This window comes from Fundidesulfovibrio soli (genome assembly GCF_022808695.1).
GTDB lineage: Bacteria > Desulfobacterota > Desulfovibrionia > Desulfovibrionales > Desulfovibrionaceae > Fundidesulfovibrio > Fundidesulfovibrio soli.
Genome location: NZ_JAKZKW010000001.1, coordinates 215,172 through 234,917, shown reverse-complemented (window position 1 = coordinate 234,917; position 19,746 = coordinate 215,172). Strand labels below are relative to the sequence as shown.

The following is a 19,746-nucleotide window of genomic DNA, read 5'->3' as shown; positions in this document are numbered from 1 at the left end:
GGACATGAGCCCTATTTGGCCGGCTTGGCGGCCAGGACCTCCAGAACGTTGCCGGGCCGGACCACGGCAGTGATCTGCAGGCGTACGTTGACGAGATCCTTGGGGTGGAAGCACAGGTCGTCCATGCAGCCGAAAATCCTGCCGTCGTCGGAGCGGAAGCGGGAGCAGTAATACAGCGGGTCCTCCGCGCCCTCCCAACTGGAGCTGGAGCGCGAGCGCACGCAGCCCTCGAAGCGCCCGGTCAGCTTCACCTGCTGGAGTTCCGGGTCGTACCCCTCGAAGAACACCCCGGAAAGATAGGGGATCTCGGAGGCGCTGCCGCCGTAGACCTCCGTGACGGTCATGCGCACGCTGGCCGTGGTGGCCTTGATGGCGAAGCTCTGGGGCTTGGGGGAGTCCTTGAGGGTGATGGTCTGCTTGCCGCCGTTCGAGAACTGAAGGGTCACGGCCCTGACGCGGCCCTGGCGCTTGAACTCTGCGGAGTCGCCCCAGCCGTTGACCACGGTCAGGCGAGTCACCACGTTGGGCTTGCCGAAGTCGAACTCCATCCACTGGCCCACGGCCACGCCGGTGGTGTTCTCCTTGCGGGTGAGCGCGGAGAGTTTCTCGGCGGATTCGCCCGTGCCCGAGGCGTTGATCTGGTAGGCCAGCGGCAGTGACACGTTGCCCTGGGCCCAGGCGGCCGGGGCCATGAGAGCGAGGAGCAGAAGCAGGACGAGTGTGCGCATGGTATCCCGTGGCTAGTAGAGGTTTGCCATCTCTGGCGAGTGGTACAGGAATTCCACCCGGCGGTTGATGGAGCGGTTCTGGTCGGAAGTGTTGGGCGCGATGGGCTGGCTGTCCGCGTAGGCGGCGGCCTTGACGCGCGTGGAGGGAATGCCGCCCTTCTCCACGATGTAGCGCACGCAGGACGCCGCGCGCATGGCCGACAGTTCGAACTTGGACATGCCGTTGCCGGATTCGGCGTCGTCGGTGTGTCCGCGCACCACCAGGTCCACCTTGATCTTCTTGAGCACGCCCACCACGTCGTCCAGCAGTTTGTAGGCCTCCGGCTTGAGCTGCGGAGAGCCGGGCTGGAACATGACCGCGTTGTTGACGTGCAGCAGCACCCCCACCTTGTCCGAGCTGATGCCGGAGTTCTGCTTCAGGTTGGGGTTGTTGTCCATGAGCTGCTTGATCATCAAGGCGACTTCGTACTTGTACTTCTCCTCCTGGGAGAGTTTGAACTGGGGAGTGCCCTGGGTGCTGTCCTTGGCGACGTAGGTGGGCAGGACCGCAGTCTCCTGCGGCTTCTCGCGCTTGGGGAGGTCCTGGTCCTGGAAGAACATGGCGATCTGCTCCTTCACCTGGGGCTTGAGCGCCATAGTCAGCCACAGAAGGAGGAACAGGGCCATCATGGCCGTGACGAAGTCCGCGTAGGCGACCTTCCAGCTGCCTCCGTGGGGGGCGGCGTGGCCTTCCTCTTCGCGTTTGATGATTATGGGAGCCGGTTTGTTTTTGGACATCAGACACCTGGGGGGCGCGTGGCGCCCCTAAGCGGCACCGCCCCAGGCCCGCCTGGCCCGGCGGCGGAAACGGTTTCCGAATTCGCTGGAGAACATATGCAGCCGCAGTGAAAAACGCAACGTCAGCCTTTGACCACCTTGCCCCAATCCTTCAGGAAGGTCTCGAGGCCGCTCTCCGTCAGGGGGTGCTTGGCCAAGTCCTTGAGCACGGCGAAGGGCACCGTGACCACGTCCGCGCCCAGCAGGGCCGCGCGCACCACATGCAGGGGGCTGCGCACGCTGGCCACCAGCACCTGGGTGTCCAGGTCGTAGTTGCGGAAGATGGAGAGCACCTCCTCCACCATGCCCATGCCGTCGCCGCCGATGGCGTCGATCCGGCCTACGAAGGGGCTGACATAGGTGGCCCCGGCCTTGGCCGCCATGAGCGCCTGCAGGGGCTGGAACACCAGGGTCACGTTCACGGCCACGCCAGCCGACTTGAGCTGGCGCACGGCCTTGAGGCCCTCCAGGATCATGGGAATCTTCACCACCACGTTGGGCCCGAAGGAGATGAGGTCCCTGGCTTCGGCCAGCATGGCCTCGGCCGTGGTGCCCACCACCTCCAGGCTGACCGGGCCGGGGCATTCCTTGCAGATTGCCTGGGCCACCTCGCGCCAGTCGCCCTTCTCCTTTGAGAACAGGGTGGGGTTGGTGGTCACTCCGTCGAGCAGCCCCATGTCCGCCGCGGCCTTGATCTCGTCAAGGTTGGCGCTGTCCAGAAAGAATTTCATGGGATCACCCCTTGTTGTCGTTGGAGCCGGACCGCAGCTGCCTGATGTAGGCGTCGCGGCACTCGTAGCTGCAGAAATGCCGGGTCTGGCCGTCGATGCTGGCCTGGACGGAATCCTCCGGGGAGACGTAGGCCCCACAGGCAGGGTCCTTGACCATCTCCCCCTTGGCGATAAGGGTTTCGCGTTCCTGCTTGGCTTCTTCCTTGCGACGTTTCGAGTCGCCCATGAACATTTTCCAGAGCATGAAGGCCGCCGCGGCGGCTATGATGAACTTCCACATGGATGGGGAATCCTTTGAATCAGGCGTTCAGAAGATGATAGTGCCTGAATGGGAAAATGACAAATCCCCAAGCCTTTCATCCGGCACCAATTCGGGGGCGACCTCCCGCAAGGGCAGCAGCACGAAGGCGCGCTCCCACATGCGCGGGTGCGGCAGGATCATGGCGGGGTCATCGCTCCGTTCGTCCCCGAAGAGCAGCAGGTCCACGTCCAGGATGCGCGGCCCCCAGCGGCGCTCCATGACACGGTTGCGCCCGAGCCGGGCCTCCAACTCCATCAGCGCGGAGAACAGCGATCTTGCCGTGACCTCCGGGGCGCATTCCAGGCGCACCACCATATTGGCGTACCAGGGCTGGTCGGGCGGGCCCAGGGGGGCCGTTTGCCACAACCTGGACCGGGCGGCCACGCGCACGCCGGGCAGAAGTTCATCCAGGGCTCTAGCGCAGCGTTCGAGGGCCCTGGCGGGCTCGCCCAGGTTGGAGCCCAGAGCGACGAAAGCCGGCCTCCAGCCGCGCCGGGATGGGGCGCGGACCGGAAGGCCGGCTGAATGCGCGGGCTCCCCTTGCAATGGGGAGCCCGGATCGTTCGGTTCGTGCAAGGCCAGTTGCGCGGCCCTACATCTTGGCCAGACGCGACAGGGCCTCTTCGATGCGGTCCTTGCCCACGGTCATGGCGATGCGGAAATAGCCCTCGCCGGCCTGGGGCATGCCGAAACCGTTGCCGGGGGTGACTACCACGCCCGTCTCCTGCAGGACCTTGGTCACGAAGGCCTTGGTCTCGTGGCCCTGGGGCACCTTGCACCAGGCGTAGAAGGTGGCTTCCGGCTCCCGGCAGGAGATGCCGATCTTCTTCAGGCCCGCCATGAGGATGTCGCGGCGCTCCTTGTAAATGGCGCGGAACTTCTCGGCGTAGGGGTCGCCATGCTGAAGCGCGGCGATGCCCGCCTCCTGCACGGCCTGGAAGATGCCGGAGTCCACGTTCTCCTTGATCTTGCCCAGGCCCTTGACCAGCCCGGCGTTGCCCACGGCCATGCCGATGCGCCAGCCGGTCATGTTGTAGGTCTTGGAGAGGGAGTGGAACTCGATGGCCACGTCCTTGGCGCCGGGAATCTCGAACACGGAGATCGGCTTGTTGGCCGGGTTGTAGTACATCTCAGTGTAGGCCGCGTCGGCAACCACGATGGTGTTGGTGGCCTTGGCCTTGGCGATCAGCTTCTCGTAGAAGCTCCTGGGCACGCAGGCCGAGGTGGGGTTGTTGGGGAAGTTGGTGAAGATCATCTTCGCCTGCTCCCACTCCTGGTCGGTCACGGAGTCGAGGTCGGGCAGGAAGTCGTTGTCCTCGCTCATGGGCAGGTACTTCACGCGGCCGCCCGCAAAGCCGGTGGCGATGCCGTACACGGGGTAGTTGGGCGTGCAGACCAGCACCAGGTCCCCGGGATTGACGTAGGCCAGGGGGAAATGGGCGATGCCCTCCTTGGAGCCGATGAGGGAAACGACTTCCTCGTCGGGGTCCAGGTCGACGGCGAAGCGGCGCTTGTACCAGTCAGCCACGGCGGCGCGGAAGGTGCGCAGGCCCACGTAGTCGGGGTACTGGTGGTTCTCGGGCTTCTTGGCCGATGCGTAGAGGGCCTCGATGATGAAGTCCGGGGTGGGCAGGTCGGGGTCGCCGATGCCCAGGCTGATGATGTCGACGCCGCGAGCCTTGACCTCTTTCTTGACGCGGTCGATCTCGGCGAAAAGGTACGGGGGCAGGGCCGCGATGCGGTCAGCCATCTTGAACTGGGACATGAGGAGACTCCTTGGAGCGATTGCGCGCTGGCGCAAGAAATGTAAGAAACGAGCCCAGGTCATAAAAAGAGGGCCTGTCCGGTGTCAATAAAAACCAATGCGTTGCGCGGCGCGCCACATCCCTGGGTGGACGCCTGGCTCGAACATCTGCTGGTGGTCAAGGGCCTCTCCGAGAACAGCCTGACCGCATACTCGCAGGATATCGTACATTTCCAGATATTCCTGGAGGAGCGCACGGCCAGCATGGAGGCTGTGAGCGACCAGACAATCTTCCTCTACCTGATGTTTTTGCGCCAGAAAGGCCTGACCAGCCGCTCCCTGGCCCGCCACCTCTCCAGCCTGCGCAGCTTCTTCGCCCACGCCGTGAGCGAGGGTTGGCTGGCGGCGAGCCCCGTGGCCCTGGTGGAGGCCCCCAAGCTGCCCCGCACCCTGCCCGGCGTGCTCAACCGCGAGGAGGTGGACGCCCTGCTCGCCCGCCCGGACGTCAACACCAGCCTGGGCTTCCGCGACCGGGCCATGCTGGAACTGCTCTACGCCGCCGGGCTGCGCGTGAGCGAGCTCATCACCCTGCGGCCGCTGGATTTCGACGCCCAGGCCGGGGTGCTGCGCGTGATCGGCAAGGGCGACAAGGAGCGCCTGGTGCCCATCCACACCCTGGCGCAGGACCTGCTCTCACGCTATTCCCAGAACGTGCGCCCCGGCTTCAAGCCCGTGACGGACCTGCTGTTCCTGAACCGCTCCGGCAAGGGCCTCACGCGCCAGGGGGTCTGGAAGCTCATCAAGCGCTATGCGCTTGAGGCGGGCATCCGCAAGGAGATATCCCCCCACAGCCTGCGCCACTGCTTCGCCACCCACCTGCTGGAGGGCGGAGCCGACCTGCGCACCGTGCAGATGCTCCTGGGCCACGCCGACATTTCGGCCACCGAAATCTACACCCACGTCCAGGCCGACAGGCTCACGGCCGTGCACCGCAGCCACCACCCCCGCTCCAGGCCTTCAGCCCCCAAAAGCCCCAGAGAGGATTCATGACATCCAAGCCCCATCACGGCTTGGCCGCTCCCACGGTCATCACGTCCCACATCAACGCCGATTTCGACGCCCTGGCCGCCATCATCGCCGCCGGGAAGCTCTATCCCGGCGCGGTGCTCATCTTCCCCGGCAGCCAGGAGAAGAACCTGCGCAACTTCTTCATCCAGAGCGCCACCTACGTCTTCAACTTCAAGGCCTTCAAGGAGATAGACCCCACAACGGTGCGCACCCTCGTGGTGGTGGACACCAGGCAGCGCTCCCGCGTCTCCCACGTTGAGGCGCTGTTCTCCCAGCCGGAACTGGACATCCACCTCTACGACCACCACCCCGACACCGAGGAGGACCTCCAGGGCAGCGTGAGCGTGGTCAAACCGTGGGGCTCCACCACCACCATCCTCACGCACATGATCATGGAGAAGGGCATGAGCCTCACGCCCGACGAGGCCACCTTCCTGGCCCTGGGCATCTACGAGGATACGGGCTCCTTCACCTTCAACTCCACCACGGAGAAGGACTTCACCGCCGCCGCCTGGCTCAAGGGCCAGGGCATGGACATGGCCACCCTCTCCGAGCTGCTCACCCGGGAGCTTTCCGCCGAGCAGATCACGCTCATGAGCACCCTGCTGGAGAACTGCACCACCTTCGACGTCAACGGGGTGGAGGTGGTGCTCACCGAGGCCGTGCTGGACAACTACGTGGGCGACTTCGCCCTGCTGGCCCACAAGCTCATGGACATGCAGAACCTGCGCGTGCTCTTCGCCATGGCCCTGATGAAGGACCGCGTGCACCTGGTGGCCCGCTCCCGCACCCGCGACGTGGACGTGGGCCGCATCTGCGCCTCACTGGGCGGCGGGGGCCACGCCTTCGCGGCCTCGGCCTCCCTCAAGGACAAGACCCTGCCCCAGGCCAAGCAGGAGCTGCTGGCCCTGCTCTCCTCCCAGGTGAACCCCCAGATTCTGGCCTCCGCGCTCATGAGCCGCCCGGCCATCGTCATCACGGACGACCGCCCCCTCACCGAGGCCGCCGAGACCATGACGCACTACGGGCTCAAGGCCATGCCCGTGGTCGACGCCGAGGACAGGCGCTGCGTGGGCATCCTGGAGCACGACATCGTGGACAAGGCCGTGAAGCACGGCCTGGGCGCCTCCGCCGCCGGGGACTACATGATGCAGGGCGCGCACACCATCACCCCGCAGACCGACCTCTACCACATCACGGAGATCATCCTGGAGCAGCGTCAGCGCCTGATCCCCGTGGTGGAAGGGAGCGAGGTGGCGGGCGTCGTCACCCGCACGGACCTGATAAACGTGCTGGTGCGCGAACCCGCGCGCATCCCCGAGACGGTGGGGCCGGAGCGCAAGAGCGAGCGCAACATGGCCGGGGTGCTGCGCGAGCGCCTGCCCGGCAGGCTCTTCGCCCTGGTCAAGCGCGCCGGGGCCCTGGCGCAGGAGATGGGCTACGAGGCCTACGTTGTAGGCGGCTTCGTGCGCGACCTCATCCTGGGCCGGCCCAACCTGGACCTGGACCTGGTGGTGGAAGGCGACGGCATCCGCTTCGCCGAGGCCCTCTCGGCCGAGATGGGCGGCAGGATCAAGTCCCACCACAAGTTCAAGACGGCCGTGCTCATCCTGCCCGACGGCAACCGGGTGGACGTGGCCACGGCCCGCCTGGAATACTACGAATACCCGGCGGCCCTGCCCACGGTGGAGCTGTCCTCCATCAAGATGGACCTCTTCCGGCGCGACTTCACCATCAACGCCCTGGCCGTGCACCTCTCCCCGGGGAGCTTCGGCAAGCTGGTGGACTTCTTCGGGGCCCAGCGCGACATCAAGGAGCGTGTCATCCGGGTGCTGCACTCCCTCTCCTTCGTGGAGGACCCCACCCGCATCCTGCGCGCCATCCGCTTCGAGCAGCGCTTTCAGTTCCGCATCGGGGCGCAGACCGAGCGGCTGATCAAGAACGCCATCGCCAACAACTTCGTGCACAAGCTCTCGGGCGCGCGCGTGTTCCACGAGATCATCCACCTCTTCGAGGACGGCAACGCCCTGGCCTGCATCCGGCGCATGGACGAGTTCAAGCTGCTGGCCGCCATCCACCCCCTGCTGGCCCTCGACACCCGCAAGGACGAAGTGCTGGCCGAATCCGAGCGGGTCATCACCTGGTACCAACTGCTCTACATGGAGCCTTCGCCCGAGGTCTGGCGCATCTACTTTCTGGGCTTGTGCGCGGGCATGGAGGACGAGCAGGTATCCAGCGTTGCCGAGCGCCTGGGCTTCAACAAGCAGCGCGTGGAGGGTTTCCTTTCCCTGCGCCACTGCATCCGCAACATCGCCCAGTCCATCTACGAGTGGGACTACCGGCGCGGGCTGCACAGCGAGCTGTACTTCCTGCTTAAGGACCTGCCGCTGGAGGGGGTGCTGTATCTCATGGCCCGCCACCCCAAGGAGACGGTGCGCAAGGCCATCTCGCTGTTCCTGACCACACTGCGACCGCAGCGCGTGGACATCACCGGGCAGGACATCAAGAAGCTGGGCGTTGAACCCGGCCCCCTGTATGGCGAGATATTGCGCCGGGTGACGGCGGCCATGCTGGACGGAAGGGCCAGCTGCCGGGCGGACCAGTTGGAACTGGTCAGGAAACTGGCCGAGGGCAGCGAAGGGATGGGGGACCTGCGGGGGTTGGCGTGACGTACTCGTTCAGCGTGGTGATTCCGCCCTTACTGCTGCATAGAGCGAACACTATCCCCACTCTTGAGGAGTGCAATGAGTGATTTCATTTCTCGACAACAGGATGTATTGCGCAGGATCATACGTGAGTACAACACTGGAGCCAGAAGCCTTAATTCTCTGATTATAAACATCGAAACAGTGGCCAACTCCATCGGAAATCTGCGATTCTCAGAAGAAATATCTCCACTTATTCTGTCGATGGAACAGATTAATGCTGCCATGATTGAAGAGAATAGAACATTGACGGATCTTGAGCATGGTTCAGTTACTGAGCAGCTATTACGGCTGGAAGAATTGACGATGAAAATCAATCAATCCGCCAAAACATAAAAAAACATTGACGATACCTGTGATACGTTGCTGGTACAAGAGTCATCAAGTGAACATTTCCAACCATGAGTGACAGCATAGCGTTTCTATCAATCCTATCCGCCTGGGCGCTCCTGCACAGCCTGAGCATGTGCCAGGCCCTCAAGCGCGCGCTCATGGGCGCGCTGGGGGAGCGTTACGCCTTCTACCGGCTGGGCTTCACGGCGTTTTCCCTGGTCAGCTTCGGGGTCGCGCTGCTCATGCTGCCGAGGCTGGAGGGCGAAATCTACCATGTGCGCGGCCTGTTCGCCGCCCTGCTCTGGCTTGTGCGCCTTGCGGCCGCGGCCTTCTTCATCTGGACCTTCAAGGCTTTCGACCTGAGGGAATTCATCGGCCTGAGCCAGGCCAAAGCCTTCCCCAACGCCCGCCTGGGACAGGACGGCGAGTTCAAGGGCTCGCACGGATTGGCGATCTCAGGCGCCTACCGCTATGTGAGGCACCCCATGTATTTTGCTTCGATTGTGTACCTGTTCGCGGAACCGCACATGACGCTGGAAAGGCTGCTGTTCGCGGTGTTCGTGTCGGGCTACAGCCTGATAGGCTCCATATTCGAGGAGCGGCGGCTGGTGGAGAAGTTCGGGGAGGATTACAGGCGGTATCAGAAAGAGGTGCCGAGGCTCATTCCGCGCTTTTCACATCGCTAACCGGAAATCACGGGGCAACCGTTCCATTTACTTCCGTGTCGTTCTTTGCATCCGTCTTGTAGAGCCGCACCTTGCAGCATTTCCCATACGTCAAGCCGCTTGCGTACGGGCAAGGATCGTCGTCCAGCAGTTCCTTGCCGGGGTCGTAAATATCAAATTCGATCATGATGCCCCGCTGGCCCAAGGCTAACAAAGTTTCTGGTGGCAGTGTAATGCCTTCATTGCTTTCCGCCATGAAGAAGCCGACGAACAAATCAATTTCGTGCTCCTTGCGGAGAGCTTCCCACACGCTCAAATCCTGCGTGAGCTTGCCGAGCAGTTCCGCCACCTGCGCATCCAGGTCGGCGGGTTTGCGGTCCTCCGCCGAAAGAGTCCAAATGCTGTGCCTCCTGATCCACACACTCCCTGAGGCTTCACTCCGCCCCGTTTCACCTTTGGAGTGGGTGTAGGTCGGCTCGCAGCCCAGCATATGGGTGATGTACTGGGGACAAAAGAAATCCCCATGGACTCTCAGCGCGGCAACGGACTGATTTAGTGCAGGCATTTTCACGCTCCCTCTTTACGATGCGTGGGAGATGTCATTGTCCAGGCAATCGAAGTACTACCCGTCCTCGCCTCCATCACCGCCCTTCTCCACCTTCCCCGCCCGTGGGTGCGCGTGATCGTAAGCCTTGGTCAGTTGGGCCAAATTCAAATGCGTATACCGCTGCGTGGTGGAGAGCCGCTCGTGCCCCAGCAGTTCCTGCACAGCCCGCATATCCGCCCCTGATTGCAGCATGTGGCTGGCGAAGCTGTGGCGCAGCACGTGGGGGCTGATGGCCGTGGGCAGCCCGGCCTTGGCCGAGAGCGCCTCCATGATCCTGTTGGCCTGCCTGCGCTGCAGCGGCTTGCCCCGCGCCCCAAGGAACACCGCCTGCTCCGCCGGTTCGGGCGAGAAGGCGTGACGCACGGCCATGTAGCCGCGCAGGGCGTCCGTCGCCGTGTCGGAGAGCGGGGCCAGGCGCTGCTTGCTGCCCTTGCCCATGACCCTGGCGATGCGCGCGTTCAGGTCCAGATCGTTCAGCTTCATCCCCAGGGCTTCAGAGATGCGCAGCCCAGAGCCGTAGAGCAGCTCGGCCAGGGCCGCGTCGCGCACTGACTCAGGGTCGGCCTGGCTGGGCTGGGGTGCGTCCAGCAGGGCGAAGGCCTGGTCCACGTTGAGGCTCTTGGGGTGCGGCTTGGAAAGCTTGGGGTTGGCCAGCCCCTCCATGGGGCTCTTGGCGATCATGCCCCGGCGGATCAGGTGCTTGAAGAACCCGCGCAGGCTGGAAAGCCGCCGCGACATGGAGGTCTTGGCCTGTCTGGCGCGGTGCTGTTCCGCCAGGAACCCCTGGATATCCTTGCGTGAAATTGCCTTGGGCTCCGCAACCGTAAGGCTGCGGTTGTTCAAGTATCGCTCGAAGTATTGCAGGTCGTTTCGATAGGCGGCCAGGGTGGCCCCGGAATAGCCCTTCTCCACGGAGAGCCAGGCCAGAAAGCCCAGCGCCGTGTCCGGGAGGGGAGTTTCAGGAGAGTCGCTTGTCGAGGACATAGCAGCTCTTGGGGTTCTCCTTGGCCTTCTTCTTCAGGGTCATGGCGATCTGCGAGGCCTCGCCGTAGTGCTGGAGCCGCCCATTGACGTTGAGCACCACCGCGATGGAGATGGCCATGAGCGGGAAGGTGCGCATGTTGCCCTCCCGGTCCGTGGACTGGATGAACCCCCTGGCCCGGTCCTCCTCGTCGTAGAAGTGGGGCACGATGGAGTCGAAGTTCTCCACGATGCGCTGGCAGGCCAGCTCGATCTTGTCCGGCGGCAGGATGAACACGAAGTCGTCCCCGCCCACGTGGCCCACGAAGGAGCGCACCCCCGTGAAGCCCCGGATGGTGTTCACGATGATGCGCGCGCTCATCATCAGCACCTCGTCGCCGCGCGAGAAGCCGTATTTGTCGTTGAAACTCTTGAAGTAATCCAGGTCGGCGTAGGCCAGGGCGAAGTCCTCCCGGCGGTCGATCATCTCCTGGATGCGCTGGATGATGGAGGTGTTGCCGGGCAGCTTGGAGAGCGGGTTGGCGTCGAAGGCGCGGGAGGCCCGGGTAATGGTCAGGAAAATGCGCACCTTCATCCGCGCGGCGGAACTGGGCAGGATGAGGATGTCGTCCACCTCGGCGGAGCACCAGTCCGCGCCCTGGTCCAGGCTTTCCTCCCGGATGGCCAGGATCACAGGCAGCTGACGGTAGACGTTCTCGCTCTTGACCAGGTTGACCACGTCCAGGCCGGGCATGTCGGGCAGGTCGTGGTCCACGATGAGCAGGTCGGGCAGCTCGTTGAAGAGCACCTCGATGGCCCCCCTGCCCCGTTCGAAGTGGGTGATCTCAAGGTGACCGTCGCCCCAGAGGGCGCTCAGGGCATCTTTGAGCCCGGCGTCGGCGGAGAGCAGGTAGACCCGCTGGGGGCGCTGCAAGCGGCAGGAGTCGGCGTTCATGCTCAGGTGAAGCTCAGGTCCGCGAGGTCGAGGAACTTCTCGCTCAACTCGTCCAGCACGGCTTCGAGGTCGGCGGGCTTGAGCTTGAGTTTCTTGAGCGCATCGGGCTCCAGGTAGGGCACGTTGTCGTCCCCGCCGGAACCGTACTCGTACACGCGCACCAGAAAGTCGCCCAGATGCACGCAGCAGGCCACCTCGGGGTAGAGCCGCGCCAGTTGGGGCTTATGGTGGTAGCTCATGCCCTCCTTGATGGGGGGCGGCAGCTTCCAGTGGTCGGCCAGCCAGGCGTTCACGCGGTCGTGCCCGAAGCCCATGACGGCCTTCTCGGCCTCCAGGTAGCTCTTGTCCTGGGTCTTCACCAGGGCTTCCACCCCGGTCTTGAGTTCGGGCAGCTGCACGGAGGTGACCACCTTGCCCAGGTCGTGCAGGAGCCCGGCCACGGAGATGTCCTCCACGTCCTTGAGCCCGCACTGGCGCGCCACGGTGGAGCTGGCCAGGGCGCAACCCACGGAGTGCTCCCACAGCCCGACCATGGTCTGGTTCATGATGTCCATGACCGAGGTGCTCACGATCACGCCGCGCAGCACGTTGAAGCCCAGCAGCACCAGGGCGTGGTGGATGGAGCCGATGCGCCCGGGGAAGCCGTAGATGGGCGAGTTGACCATCTTGAGCACCTTGGCGGAGAGCACCTGGTCCATGGCGATGAGCTTGGCGATCTGTTCGGTGGAGGAGTCCGGGTCCTTGACGAGGCGCGACACCTCGTCGAGCACCTTGGGCAGGGTGGGCAGGTCCTTGGCGGCAAGGATCTGGTCCTTGCGTTCAAGCTTCAAGTCCTCGGCCATGCGAAACTCCTCCTGAGGGGGCGATACATCCTGCGGGCGGGCATCAGCCCTCGGCGGGCCCGGCCTTGGAGGCCACTTTCATCTTGAAATAGTGCTGCAGCAGCGCCTTGACCTGGTTCATCCATGGGTCCTGGGCGTGTTTGCGGAAGAGATGGTCCAGGCGCTGGAGCCGCTGGTCGTAGTTGGTGCCGGAGCTGACGCCCTCGGTCTGCACCGGTTCGCCCTCCACCACCACCTGGTCCACGCCCATCATGTCGAACTTGTCCAGCAGGGCCTCGGTGAGCTCCGTGCCCTGAGCGGCCACGACCATGCCGTCCGCGCGGGCCACGGGCTTGGCCAGCACGTAGCCGGGCTTGGCCAGGTTCAGGGGTATCTTCTGCATCGGGCGGGGACTCCTTGCTGCGATCAGGCGCTGAGATAGTATCCGCCGGGCAGTCTGCGCACAACCCCTTTTAGTTCCAGCAACACCAGCGTCCTGCTCATCTCAGCGGCGTCGCGCCCGAAGGCGCGGCAGAGCGCGTCGATGTGGGTCGCGCCCATGGCGGCCAGATGTCCCTGGAGATCGCGCTCGAAGGGCGTACCCGGGTCCGGCGGCGTATGGGTTGGCGCGGGCTGCCGCGTTTGCACTGTGCGAGCGCCCTTTTTGGCTTTCGGAGCGGCGGGGGCTTCCTTGGCGAGGAGGCTCAGGCGCTCCTGCCCGGGCTTGGGCGCCGGCGCGCCCTGGGGCCGCCTGCGCTCCTCCAGGTGGGCCTCCAGCTGCGGTTTGAGCTCCAGCAGGATGTCCTGGGCGTCATGCACAAGCTTCGCGCCCTTGTTGATGATCTCGTGGCAGCCCCGGTAGCTCTTGAGCGACACGGGCCCAGGCACGGCGAATACCTCCCTGCCCTGCTCCATGGCCAGGCGCGCCGTGATCAGGCTGCCGGACTTGGAATGCGCCTCAACCACCAGCACCCCCAGGGAGAGCCCGCTGATGATCCTGTTTCGCAGGGGGAAATTGGCCGCCAGCGGCTTGGTGCCCGGCGGGAACTCGGAGAGGATCAGCCCCCTGGAGGCCAGGTCCTTCCAGACGTCGCGGTTGGAGGCCGGATAGATGAGGTCAGGCCCGGTGCCCATGACCGCGATGGAGCTGCCCGCCCCGGAGAGCCCGGCCATGTGGGCCTGACGGTCTATGCCCAGGGCCAGCCCGGAGACGACGGTCACGCCTGATTCGGCCAGGTCGAGTGAGATGCGCTGGGCCAGCTCCAGCCCGTAGCGGGAGCAGTCCCGCGAGCCGACCACGGCCACGCAGGGGTTGTCCAGCAGGGCCGTATCGCCCAGACAGTACAGGAACACGGGGGGATCGGGGATCTCGCGCAGGCGGCGGGGGTAGCGCGGATCGCTCCAGAGCAGCGTGGGGACGCCCTTCTCCTCGGCGTTGCGCAGCTCGGCTTCGGCCGCACCCCGCCAGGATTCGGCCAGAAAGCCCTGACACTGGGAGCTGTTGGCCAGGCCGCGTTCATTCCAGCCCCGGCACCGCCGGACGGCCTCGGAGGCGCAGCCGTAGGCGTCCAGCAGCTTCCTGGCCGTGCGGGGCCCCAGCCCCGGCGCATGCTTGAGGCTGATGCTGGCCCAGAGCTCTTCTCGGGCGTCTGTGGTCACGCCGGTGCTACTGGCCAAGCTGTTTGAGTTTCTGTTTGGCCTTGGCCGCGAAATCGGACTTGGGGTGCTCGTCCACCAGCAGCTTGAGGTGGAAGACGGCGTTGGATTTGTCCCCCAGGCGCTCGTAGGCCTCCGCGATGCGGTAGAGGGCCTCCTCGGCCTTGGGGTCGCTGGGGAAGCGGACGGTGACTTCCTTCAGGGAGAGGATGGCCTGGTTGTAGCTCTTGTCCGCGATGTAGCTCTCGCCGATCCAGTAGAGGGCTTCGGGGGCCTTGGGGGAGTTGGGATACTTGGCCAGGAAGTCGTTGAACTTGCGGCGGCCCTCCTCGCTTTTATTGGCCGACACGGCGCGCAGGGCGTCGGTGTAGAGCGTTTGCTCCTCCATGCCGGGCGATGCGGCGGGCTTGGCGCTCACGGAAGGAGCGGCCGCAGGGGCCGCGCCAGCGGGCATGGGCGCGGGAGCCTTGGCGGGCTTGGCGGCGGACTGATCCATTGGCACGGGCTGGCGCGGCTGCGCCGGGGCTGCGGGAGCAACAGTATTGGATGCGGGGCGTGAGGCGGCTCCATCGTCCAGGGAGACCACTGGCGGTTTGAGCGCCAGGGGCTGCGGCTGAGGCCCGGCCTGGGGTGCGGACACATGGGATGCCGGTGGCGGGGTCAGAGGCTGCGGCTGGCTCATTGAGGCAGGAGCCGGCGCAGGCGTCGGAGCGGCCGCGGGTGCCTGCTGGGGTGCCCCCTGCGCCAGGGAGGCATAGGGAATGACCTGCCCGGCCACCAGGGGCTGCCTGCCGGAGACGGTGCGCACTGTGGCCTGGGGAGCGGCGGCCTCCTGGACCTTGGCGGACTTGTGGGCCGGGGCCTTGCCGGAGGAAAGGCGGTCGAGCCGGTCGGCGATGTCGCGCAGGCGCATGTCGAGCTCGGCGTCGCGCAGGCGCTGCTGCTCCTGGAAGCGGGACATGGTGGCTTCCAGCTCGCCCAGGCGCGCAGACGAGGCGGCATCCTGCGATTTGCGCCCGCCGCTCTGGGCGCAGCCGGCGCAGACGAGCGCCAGCATCGTAACGGCCAGGACTCTTTGCATTCCGATCCTCCGATGTTTCAGCGTCGATAACCGAAGCGGCCCTGTAAAGGCAAGCGCCGCAGGACAATCAGCCTGTCTTTCCGGCGGTTTCCTCAATTTTTTTCTGATACGCCTCGTACCGGCTCCGCGTTGTCCATATGCGGATTGCGTGGAAGCGTTTTTTGAGGCAGAAAGACGCCGCACATCGGTTCGCCATCAGCCTAAGGAGTTTGATCCCGCGTGAGTGAGCTTACCCTTTTCGCAGCCCTGACGGCCCTCGTATGCGTTCCCCTCTGCTTCGCGCTGGCGGCCGCCGCACTCCCGCTGACCAGCGCCGCGCTGCTGTTCAATCCGCCCAAGCGGGTCAAGGTCTTCCGCGACAAGTACGGACAGCAGACTTCCACCTGCTGCCTGATCTGCGGCCTGATCGCCGTTCTGGGTCTGGGCGGCGGCGCGCTGGCCCTGCAATCTCTGGCCCCCGCCTCCGCCGCGTTCTGGCTGGGCTGGCCCCTGCCCCTGCTTCCCCTGTGCGCCGGGCTTGCGGTCTGCGCCGGGCTGGCCGTGGTCTACCGGGCCGTGTGGCAGAACCTCAAGGATAACAGGCCACTGCACTCGGCCATCGGCGTGGCGGCGACACTCTCCGCCTGGGCCTTGGGCTACCTGTTCGTGACCTTTTTCCGGCACTACGTGCTGAGCCCACTACAGCCCTCAGAGGACCCCTTCCTCTTTCTTCCGCCTCTGGATTCCACGGCCTGGCTGCTGCTGCCCGCCGCTTTGTGCATGTCGCTGGTGATGGCAGGGTCCTCGGCCACCCTCTATCTGATCCACCGCCGCGACAAGGACGATTTCGGTCGCGACTACTACAATTACGGGCTGAAGATGGGCAGCCGCTGGTCCCTGGCCGGCGTGGCCGGAGCAGTGGCCTGCGCCGCCGCAGCGGCAGTGCGGCTGTGGCCCTCCGTGAGGGACCTGCCCGTGCGCCCCGTCTTCTTCTGGGGCGAGGCCGTGTTCCTGTGCGCCCTGGCCATGGCCGCCATCCTCTGGGGGCTGGTGCTGCGCAACCAGAACGCCCTGCGCCTGAAGGTGCACCTGGTGGCGGCGTTCGCCCTCTCCTGGTTGGCGATAAGCGCACAGGCCCTGGTCAACCTGCGGTTCTTCCTGGGCTGATCCGTCCCGTCGCATTGAAACGAAAAAGGCGGCGCCCCCAACCGGGAGCGCCGCCTTCTTTATTTGTCGCCTGTTCCGTTTCAGATGGAGGAAGCCCCGCGCTGCGAGGTGGCCATCAGATAGATTTCGTGCGGGTCCAGAATGAGCACCACGGAGCCGTCGCCCATGATGGTCGCGCCGGAGAGGCCGCGCATGTCGAAATCGGAAAGGTAGGCCCCCAGGGGTTTGATGACCACCTCCTGGCGTTCCAGCAGCCTGTCCACGATGACGCCGAGCCTGCGGTCGTTGTCCTGGAGGATGACCATGGAGACGATCTCCTTTTCGTCCTCCTCGGCTGGGGGAATCTCCAGCACCTCGCGCAGCTCGATGATGCCCAGCACTTCCCCGCGTAGGGTCACGGCCTTGCGCTTGTTGACCTCGGTCATGCGCCGGACCTCGATCTTGGTGGTCTCGGAGACGGCGTCCAGGGGGATGGCGTACGTCTGGTTGCCCACCATGACCATCAGGGCGTCGATGATGGCCAGGGTCAGCGGCAGGGTCATGGTGAACTTGGTGCCCTTGCCGATCTCGCTGGTGACGCTCACCGCACCCTTGAGGTTCTTGATGTTGGTGCGCACCACGTCCATGCCCACCCCGCGCCCGGAGATGTCCGTGATGGTCTCTGCGGAGGAGAAGCCGGGCATGAAGATGAGCTCCAGGGCGTCGCGGTCGTCCAGGTTCTTGGCCTCGTCGGGGGAGATGAGGTTCTTGCGCACCGCCACTTCGCGCATCTTGGCCGGGTCGATGCCCTTGCCGTCGTCCTCCACCTCGATGGCCACGGAGTTGCCCCGGTGGTATGCGCGCAGCCAGACCTTGCCCGCGGCGGACTTGCCGGCCGCTCGGCGCGTCTCTTCGGTTTCGAGCCCGTGGTCCACGCTGTTTCGGATCAGGTGCACCAGCGGGTCGCCGATGACTTCCACCACGGACTTGTCCAGTTCTGTCTCCTCGCCTTCCATGATCAGCTCCACTTCCTTGCCCGACTTGCGGGAAAGGTCGCGCACCAGGCGCGGGAAGCGGGCGAACACGGAGGATACGGGCACCATGCGGACCTTCATGATGGTGTCCTGGAGGTCGTCGGAGAGGCGCGCCATGGCGTAGGTGGTCTCGGTGAGCTGCTGGGCGATGGCCTGGACGTCCAGCTTGCCCTCCTCCAGGGAGCGGGCCAGCAGGGCGTAGCGGTTGCGGTTGATGATGAGCTCGCCGATGAGGTTCATGAGGTGGTCGAGCTTCTCGTGATCCACGCGGATGGTCGAGGACACCTTGGCGCCGCCCTGCGCCTGAGCCTGGGCTTGTGCTGCGGGAGCGGGCGCCGCCTGGGGCGCGGGCTCGGCAGCCTTCTTGGCGGCTGGCTTGGGCGCGGGGGCGGGTTCCTCGGCTTTCTTCGCGGCGGGTTCGGGAGCCTTCTTGGCCGCCGGCTTTGGTGGAGCCGCAGCCTCGGGGGCCGGTTTGGGGGCCTCTTTCGGGGGTTCCTGGGCGGCCGGTTTGGCCTCAGGCTTCGGCTCTTCCGCCTTGGCCTTCGGCGCGGACTCGGCAACCGGCGCGGCTTCGGGCTCAGCGGAGGGAGGAGCTATAGAGAGCGTACTGATGATCTTCTTGAGCATGTCTTCAAGAATCGAGCATTCCTGGCGGAGGATGTCCACCATCATCTCGAAGTCCAGCCCGGCCTTGCGGGCTTGGTCCACCATGCCCGCCGTGCGTTCGGCATAGACCTTTATGTCGCCGAAGCCCATGTAGCTGGTGGAATTGCGGAGCGTATCCAAAGAGCGGTACAGCCCGTCGATGTATTCCTTGTTGGTGCCGTCCTTGGCCAGTTCGTCCAGGGCCATATGGATGTTGGCCAACTGCTGGGTGACGGTTTCGTTGAAAATCTCGTTATCCTCTTCGTCCAAGCCTGAAGCCGGACCGCCCTCGCCGCCCGAGGGAGCGGCGGGCTCCACTGCTGCGGCCTGTGGCTCGGGGGCTTCCGGCGCAGTCTCGGCGGACGGAGCTGGCGCGGGGGAGGAACCCAGGTTCACGTCGCCGGTGGCCACGGCCTCCTGGAGCTTCTCCACCAGGAAGGCGATGTCCACGGGGACGGCCTGGTTGTGCTTGGCGTCGATGCGGGTCACCAGGGACTCCATCATATCCACGGAGCCAAGCAGCAGGTCGATCATTCCCCTGGTGGGGACCATCTCGCCCTTGCGCACCTTGTTCAGCAGGGTTTCGGCCTCATGGGTCAGAGCGTTGAGCTCTTTGTGGCCGATGATGCCTGAGTTGCCCTTGAGGTTGTGGAAAAAACGGAAGATGTCGTTGACGAGCTCGCCCCCGGCGGTGGGGTCCTTCTCGAGTTCGAGCAGCGAGTCGTTGAGGCTGGCGATGATCTCCTGGGCTTCTTCCAGGAAATCGTTGAGGTGGCCTTCGCCGATGGCCTGCAGGCTGTACGGAGGGCCCGTCTCCACCAGTTCGGGCATGATGAAGCCCCGGCCCTGGCCCCCTGCTTCGCTGTCATCCTGGGCGGACGTATTCTCGGGAGCGTCCTCTTCCACGGCGGCATCCTCCTCCGGAGGAGCTTCCTGTGCGTCGTCTACGGATGCAGCCGGGGAATCGGGTTGGGCTTCACCGGCCAGAATGGATTCGATGCGCGCGATGATATGCGCCGTCTCCACCTCGCCCTCGTAGCCGACGGTCTCCAGGTTGTCGATCATGGTGCGCAGTGCGTCGGTGGCCGCGAGGATCACGTCCATGATGCCCGACGTGACGGCGATCTTGCCCTTGCGCAGTTCGTCGAGGATGTTTTCGGCGCGGTGGGCCAGACCATTGATGTGGTTCAGGCCCAGAAAACCCGACGCGCCCTTGAGCGAATGCATCGGGCGGAAGATCTCGTTGAGCAGGCCGAGGTTGTCCGGATTCTTCTCAAGCTCCAAAAGGTTGGGCTCGATGGTTTCCAGGTGTTCTTTGGCTTCGACGATAAAATCCGCGAATAGTTCCGGATCCATGAAATCCTGACTCATGCTGACCCCTGTAAGGCGTATTTCCGGTAACTATCCAAGAAGCATCTTGATGTTCTTGACCATTTTCTCAGGCTGGGCCGGTTTCACCATGTACATGTTGGCCCCGATGGACAGCCCGGCCTGGATGTCCTTCTCCTGGCCTTCGGTCGAGAGCACCACGATGGGTATGTCCCTGTAGGCGTCCTGCTCGCGGACGCTCTTGATGAAGGTGAAGCCATCCATCCGCGGCATGTTGATGTCTGAAATTATCAGGTTTATCTCACCGGAGGAATAGAGTTTTTCCAGCCCGTCCAGACCGTCTTCCGCAGTGACAACCTTGAACCCCTCCTTCTTCATAATGAAGGCGACCAGGTTGCGAACTGTCTTGGAATCATCAACGATGAGTATCGTTTTGGACATG

20 protein-coding genes are annotated in these 19,746 nt (G+C 64.6%); 5 read left to right on the top strand and 15 right to left on the bottom strand.

The genetic code is table 11. The annotated features are described in order from the left end of the window. Window positions 1-11: 11 nt before the first annotated feature. The 6 genes from MLE18_RS01120 to MLE18_RS01095 all read right to left on the bottom strand — a co-directional run bounded on the left by MLE18_RS01120 (window position 12) and on the right by MLE18_RS01095 (window position 4,341). Window positions 12-728 carry a discoidin domain-containing protein gene (locus tag MLE18_RS01120; RefSeq protein WP_243366536.1) on the bottom strand — a complete coding sequence of 239 codons (717 nt, stop codon included), beginning with the start codon at window positions 726-728 and terminating at the stop codon, window positions 12-14. 12 nt (window positions 729-740) lie between these two features. After that, complete coding sequence (locus MLE18_RS01115) at window positions 741-1,505, bottom strand: OmpA/MotB family protein (protein WP_243366534.1); 765 nt, start codon at window positions 1,503-1,505, stop codon at window positions 741-743. A 122-nt stretch (window positions 1,506-1,627) separates the two neighbouring features. Further along, window positions 1,628-2,275: a fructose-6-phosphate aldolase gene (fsa, locus tag MLE18_RS01110; protein ID WP_243366532.1), complete on the bottom strand. Its 648-nt coding sequence runs from the start codon at window positions 2,273-2,275 to the stop codon at window positions 1,628-1,630. A gap of 4 nt (window positions 2,276-2,279) precedes the next feature. After that, complete coding sequence (locus tag MLE18_RS01105) at window positions 2,280-2,555, bottom strand: transcriptional regulator (protein WP_243366530.1); 276 nt, start codon at window positions 2,553-2,555, stop codon at window positions 2,280-2,282. A 27-nt stretch (window positions 2,556-2,582) separates the two neighbouring features. After that, complete coding sequence (gene folK, locus MLE18_RS01100) at window positions 2,583-3,122, bottom strand: 2-amino-4-hydroxy-6-hydroxymethyldihydropteridine diphosphokinase (RefSeq protein ID WP_243367468.1); 540 nt, start codon at window positions 3,120-3,122, stop codon at window positions 2,583-2,585. Window positions 3,123-3,168: 46 nt separating this feature from the next. Continuing rightward, window positions 3,169-4,341 (bottom strand): LL-diaminopimelate aminotransferase, encoded by a 1,173-nt coding sequence (locus tag MLE18_RS01095; protein WP_243366528.1) that lies wholly within the window; start codon window positions 4,339-4,341, stop codon window positions 3,169-3,171. Window positions 4,342-4,422: 81 nt separating this feature from the next. On the opposite strand from MLE18_RS01095, the gene xerD reads away from it, so the two are divergent. The 4 genes from xerD (at window position 4,423) to MLE18_RS01075 (ending at window position 9,112) form a co-directional block, all read left to right on the top strand. Beyond that, complete coding sequence (xerD, locus tag MLE18_RS01090; protein WP_243366526.1) at window positions 4,423-5,370, top strand: site-specific tyrosine recombinase XerD; 948 nt, start codon at window positions 4,423-4,425, stop codon at window positions 5,368-5,370. After that, a complete protein-coding gene (locus MLE18_RS01085) occupies window positions 5,367-8,057 on the top strand; it encodes a CBS domain-containing protein (RefSeq protein WP_243366524.1) in 2,691 nt (896 codons plus the stop codon). The genes xerD and MLE18_RS01085 overlap by 4 nt, the downstream gene beginning before the upstream one ends. 75 nt (window positions 8,058-8,132) lie before the next feature. Further along, the gene (locus MLE18_RS01080) at window positions 8,133-8,429 is read left to right on the top strand and encodes a hypothetical protein (protein ID WP_243366522.1); all 297 of its coding nucleotides are present in this window, start codon (window positions 8,133-8,135) and stop codon (window positions 8,427-8,429) included. Between the two features lie 65 nt (window positions 8,430-8,494). After that, entirely contained in the window at window positions 8,495-9,112 is a 618-nt protein-coding gene (locus MLE18_RS01075; RefSeq protein WP_243366520.1) for a methyltransferase family protein, read from the top strand. 7 nt (window positions 9,113-9,119) lie between these two features. On the opposite strand, the gene MLE18_RS01070 is transcribed toward MLE18_RS01075, so the two are convergent. Genes MLE18_RS01070 through MLE18_RS01040 form a run of 7 tightly spaced genes read right to left on the bottom strand, consistent with a single transcriptional unit; the run spans window position 9,120 to window position 15,171 of the window. Next, entirely contained in the window at window positions 9,120-9,656 is a 537-nt protein-coding gene (locus MLE18_RS01070) for a DUF4279 domain-containing protein (protein WP_243367467.1), read from the bottom strand. 57 nt (window positions 9,657-9,713) lie between these two features. Next, complete coding sequence (locus MLE18_RS01065; RefSeq protein ID WP_243366518.1) at window positions 9,714-10,682, bottom strand: tyrosine recombinase XerC; 969 nt, start codon at window positions 10,680-10,682, stop codon at window positions 9,714-9,716. After that, window positions 10,657-11,613, bottom strand: coding sequence for a GGDEF domain-containing protein (locus MLE18_RS01060; protein WP_243366516.1), 957 nt, complete (start codon window positions 11,611-11,613; stop codon window positions 10,657-10,659). The genes MLE18_RS01065 and MLE18_RS01060 overlap by 26 nt, the downstream gene beginning before the upstream one ends. A gap of 2 nt (window positions 11,614-11,615) precedes the next feature. After that, on the bottom strand, window positions 11,616-12,455 hold the full coding sequence (locus MLE18_RS01055; protein WP_243366514.1) for an HDOD domain-containing protein: 840 nt from the start codon (window positions 12,453-12,455) through the stop codon (window positions 11,616-11,618). Between the two features lie 43 nt (window positions 12,456-12,498). Beyond that, complete coding sequence (locus tag MLE18_RS01050) at window positions 12,499-12,837, bottom strand: hypothetical protein (RefSeq protein WP_243366512.1); 339 nt, start codon at window positions 12,835-12,837, stop codon at window positions 12,499-12,501. Between the two features lie 23 nt (window positions 12,838-12,860). Further along, a complete protein-coding gene (dprA, locus tag MLE18_RS01045; protein ID WP_243366510.1) occupies window positions 12,861-14,093 on the bottom strand; it encodes a DNA-processing protein DprA in 1,233 nt (410 codons plus the stop codon). A gap of 7 nt (window positions 14,094-14,100) precedes the next feature. After that, window positions 14,101-15,171 carry a tetratricopeptide repeat protein gene (locus MLE18_RS01040; RefSeq protein WP_243366508.1) on the bottom strand — a complete coding sequence of 357 codons (1,071 nt, stop codon included), beginning with the start codon at window positions 15,169-15,171 and terminating at the stop codon, window positions 14,101-14,103. Window positions 15,172-15,390: 219 nt separating this feature from the next. Between MLE18_RS01040 and MLE18_RS01035 the strand changes: the two genes are divergently transcribed. Beyond that, window positions 15,391-16,317, top strand: coding sequence for a hypothetical protein (locus tag MLE18_RS01035; protein ID WP_243366506.1), 927 nt, complete (start codon window positions 15,391-15,393; stop codon window positions 16,315-16,317). A gap of 80 nt (window positions 16,318-16,397) precedes the next feature. Here MLE18_RS01035 and MLE18_RS01030 read toward each other — a convergent pair whose 3' ends face one another. After that, a complete protein-coding gene (locus MLE18_RS01030; RefSeq protein ID WP_243366504.1) occupies window positions 16,398-19,346 on the bottom strand; it encodes a chemotaxis protein CheA in 2,949 nt (982 codons plus the stop codon). 30 nt (window positions 19,347-19,376) lie between these two features. Then, window positions 19,377-19,745, bottom strand: a complete 369-nt coding sequence (locus MLE18_RS01025) for a response regulator (protein WP_243311622.1) — start codon at window positions 19,743-19,745, stop codon at window positions 19,377-19,379. Between the last annotated feature and the right edge of the window lies 1 nt (window position 19,746).

Bases quoted from the DNA above. Each gene is read 5' to 3' on its own strand.
- MLE18_RS01120 (WP_243366536.1), bottom strand. From the start codon at position 728: ATGCGCACACTCGTCCTGCTTCTGCTCCTCGCTCTCATGGCCCCGGCC.
- MLE18_RS01115 (WP_243366534.1), bottom strand. From the start codon at position 1,505: ATGTCCAAAAACAAACCGGCTCCCATAATCATCAAACGCGAAGAGGAA.
- fsa (WP_243366532.1), bottom strand. From the start codon at position 2,275: ATGAAATTCTTTCTGGACAGCGCCAACCTTGACGAGATCAAGGCCGCG.
- MLE18_RS01105 (WP_243366530.1), bottom strand. From the start codon at position 2,555: ATGTGGAAGTTCATCATAGCCGCCGCGGCGGCCTTCATGCTCTGGAAA.
- MLE18_RS01095 (WP_243366528.1), bottom strand. From the start codon at position 4,341: ATGTCCCAGTTCAAGATGGCTGACCGCATCGCGGCCCTGCCCCCGTAC.
- MLE18_RS01085 (WP_243366524.1), top strand. From the start codon at position 5,367: ATGACATCCAAGCCCCATCACGGCTTGGCCGCTCCCACGGTCATCACG.
- MLE18_RS01080 (WP_243366522.1), top strand. From the start codon at position 8,133: ATGAGTGATTTCATTTCTCGACAACAGGATGTATTGCGCAGGATCATA.
- MLE18_RS01075 (WP_243366520.1), top strand. From the start codon at position 8,495: ATGAGTGACAGCATAGCGTTTCTATCAATCCTATCCGCCTGGGCGCTC.
- MLE18_RS01070 (WP_243367467.1), bottom strand. From the start codon at position 9,656: ATGCCTGCACTAAATCAGTCCGTTGCCGCGCTGAGAGTCCATGGGGAT.
- MLE18_RS01065 (WP_243366518.1), bottom strand. From the start codon at position 10,682: ATGTCCTCGACAAGCGACTCTCCTGAAACTCCCCTCCCGGACACGGCG.
- MLE18_RS01060 (WP_243366516.1), bottom strand. From the start codon at position 11,613: ATGAACGCCGACTCCTGCCGCTTGCAGCGCCCCCAGCGGGTCTACCTG.
- MLE18_RS01055 (WP_243366514.1), bottom strand. From the start codon at position 12,455: ATGGCCGAGGACTTGAAGCTTGAACGCAAGGACCAGATCCTTGCCGCC.
- MLE18_RS01050 (WP_243366512.1), bottom strand. From the start codon at position 12,837: ATGCAGAAGATACCCCTGAACCTGGCCAAGCCCGGCTACGTGCTGGCC.
- MLE18_RS01040 (WP_243366508.1), bottom strand. From the start codon at position 15,171: ATGCAAAGAGTCCTGGCCGTTACGATGCTGGCGCTCGTCTGCGCCGGC.
- MLE18_RS01030 (WP_243366504.1), bottom strand. From the start codon at position 19,346: ATGAGTCAGGATTTCATGGATCCGGAACTATTCGCGGATTTTATCGTC.
- MLE18_RS01025 (WP_243311622.1), bottom strand. From the start codon at position 19,745: ATGTCCAAAACGATACTCATCGTTGATGATTCCAAGACAGTTCGCAAC.